Origin of the sequence: Sphingobium sp., from assembly GCF_003248505.1 — a bacterium.
Classification (GTDB): domain Bacteria; phylum Pseudomonadota; class Alphaproteobacteria; order Sphingomonadales; family Sphingomonadaceae; genus Sphingobium.
On sequence record NZ_QFOA01000155.1, the window covers coordinates 1 to 2,686 of the forward strand.

3 protein-coding genes are annotated in these 2,686 nt (G+C 69.0%); all 3 read left to right on the top strand.

Annotation, left to right across the window (positions count from 1 at the left end; all coding sequences use genetic code 11):
- Positions 1-206 precede the first annotated feature (206 nt).
- Positions 207-665, top strand: a complete 459-nt coding sequence (locus DI606_RS19970) for a transposase (RefSeq protein ID WP_293985742.1) — start codon at positions 207-209, stop codon at positions 663-665.
- A 50-nt stretch (positions 666-715) separates the two neighbouring features.
- A complete protein-coding gene (gene tnpB, locus DI606_RS19975; RefSeq protein ID WP_293985744.1) occupies positions 716-1,015 on the top strand; it encodes an IS66 family insertion sequence element accessory protein TnpB in 300 nt (99 codons plus the stop codon).
- A gap of 66 nt (positions 1,016-1,081) precedes the next feature.
- On the top strand, positions 1,082-2,686 hold a 1,605-nt coding region (locus tag DI606_RS19980), incomplete at its 3' end, for an IS66 family transposase (protein WP_293985746.1).

The following is a 2,686-nucleotide window of genomic DNA, read 5'->3' on the forward strand; positions in this document are numbered from 1 at the left end:
CGGCGAATGCCTGCGCGCACGAATGCGGCTGCGGGGGCTCCGAACAACCCCTTGCATTCGACGCTGTGTCGAACATGAAGGCCCGAGGCATCCTCAGTCGTAAGTGTCCGGCCTGACGCGTGTTGCTGGCACGGCCCTGCTGCGCGAGGCCGTCGGCTCTCGGGAGTGTCCTTTCGCACTCCGCAAGGAGAGTGCGGATGGGGCGCATGGAGGTCATCACCCGGGTCGAGCGGCGCCGGCAGTACTCGGACGAGGAGCGCGTGGCGGTGCTGGCGCAGTGTGACGAGCCGGGCGCCACGGTTGTCGGCGTGTCACGGCGGCTGGGGATCTCGGCCAGCCTCATCCATGGCTGGCGCAAGACGCGCCGCGAGGCCGAGCGCATTGCCAGCGAGCCGTTGCAGTTCATCACCTACGGCGCGGTCGCAGACGTCGCCTCGCCTGAACCGGTTGTGGCGCTCGCCCCGGCAACACAGGCCGAGCGCAATTTTGGCGCGCCTACCCGCGAGGCCACGCCAGCCCCCGATGACTTGGCTCGCCCGCATCCGGGGAGCCGGCCCGGTGGCATCGACATCGACTTGGCCAGCGGCGTTCGCCTGTCGGTCGACAGCTACGTCAACGAGAAGGCGCTGGCACGCGTCCTGCGGGCGTTGCGGGAAGCGTCATGATCTCGCTGGCGCCCGGCACCAGGGTCTATCTCGCGAGCAAGCCAGTCAGCATGCGGTTGGGGTTCGACGGGCTGGCGGCGCTGGTGCGACCGCTGTTCGCGGTCGAGCCCTATGCGGGTCACGTCTTCCTGTTCCGCAGCCGGAGCGGCAATTACCTCAAGGCGCTGCACTGGGACGGCACCGGCCTGTGCCTGTTCGCCAAGCGGCTGGAGCGGCACCGCTTCGTCTGGCCACCGCTGGTCGAAGGTGGTGTTGTGCTGACGCCGGCGCAGTTCGCGCTGCTCGTCGAGGCCATGGACTGGCGCCGCACCGTGGCGCCTCCGCCACCCCGCCTGCCGGTGCAGATGTAGGCGGGAAAGCCGCAGAAAAGCGCGCATTTCGCTTGGGCGCGAGTCGCGCGTCTGGTACACAGAACCATGTCGCAGGGCGGGATAGACATACCGGAAAATCCTGACGATGTGCGGGCGCTGCTCGCCGCCATGCAGGCCCGACTCCTGGCCTCGGAACAGGCGCTGGAAGCCGAGCGCACCGCTCATCAAACCACGCGCGAGCAGCTCAATGCGGCCAAAAACGCGGTCAAGCTGACCACGCTCCAGATCGAGAAGCTCAAGGTCCAGCTCGCTCGGTTGCGCCGCATGAAGTTCGGCCAGTCGTCCGAGCGGCTGACGCTGCTCGCCGACCAGCTGGAGCTGACGCTGGAGGATCTGGAAGCCGAGCACGCCCATGCCACCTGCGTCGTCGCGGGCGATGTGTTGGCCGACACGCCCCAGGCACCCGGCCGCAAGCCCCGACGCGAACCGCTGCCCGCGCACCTGCCGCGTCAGGAGGTCATCCACCCCGCGCCGGAAGCGGACGGCTGCACCGCCTGCGGCGGCACCATGTCGGCGCTGGGCGAGGACGTGACCGAGGTGCTGGAGTATGTGCCTGCCCGCTTCCAGGTTGTCCGCCATGTCCGCCCCAAGCTCGCCTGCCAGCGCTGCGATGCGATCTCGCAGGCGGCGGCACCGGCGTTGCCGGTCCCGCGCGGGCGCGCCGGGCCGGGGCTGCTGGCGCATGTGGTCGTGTCTAAGTTCGCGGACCACCTGCCGCTCTACCGTCAGTCGCAGATCTACGCCCGCGAGGGCGTGGACCTCAGCCGCTCGACGCTGGCCGACTGGATGGGCCAGGTCAGCTGGCTGCTCCAGCCTCTGGTCGACCGCATTGCCGACCACGTGATGGCCAGCCCCAAGCTCCACGCCGACGACACGCCCGTCCCGGTGCTGGCACCCGGCACCGGCAAGACCGCCACGGGGAGGCTATGGGTGTATCTGCGCGACAACCGACGATGGCGGCCGAGCGACAAGCCCGCTGCGCTCTTCCGCTACAGCCCCGACCGCAAGGGCGAGCGCCCGCGCGAGCACCTGAAGGCGTTCACCGGCTTTCTGCAGGCCGACGCCTATGCCGGGTTCGCGCGGCTCTACGACCCGGACCGCAAGCCCGGCCCCATCACGCCGGTCGCTTGCTGGGCGCATGCCAGGCGCAAGCTCCACGACGTCTACCAGGCCGACCCGAGCTCGGTTGCGGCCGAGGGACTGCGCATGATCCGCATCTTGTACGAGGTCGAGCGCGGCATCACGCGGGACCCGCATGACGACCGCCGCAAGGCGCGCAAGCTGTCGAAGTTGACCGCGCTCGACTTCTTCGCCTGGGCCGGCGACGTGCTGGGCCAGGTATCGGCGCGCACGCCGCTGGCCGAGGCGCTGCGTTATGCGGTCCGCCTCAAGCCGGCGCTGCTCGCCTACACCGGAGACGGCCGGCTCGAGATCGACAACAACCTGGCCGAGAACGCGCTACGCGGTATCGCCGTAGGCAGGAAGAACTGGATGTTTGCCGGTGCCGACTGTGGTGGCGAGCGCGCAGCCGCCATGTACAGCCTGCTTGAAACTGCCTTATGCCGCACGCGGCATAAGGCAGTTTATGCCGGACGACGAACTATGCCGAGCGGGCGCATATTCGCCAACCTTTATCGTGATCTGACGGCG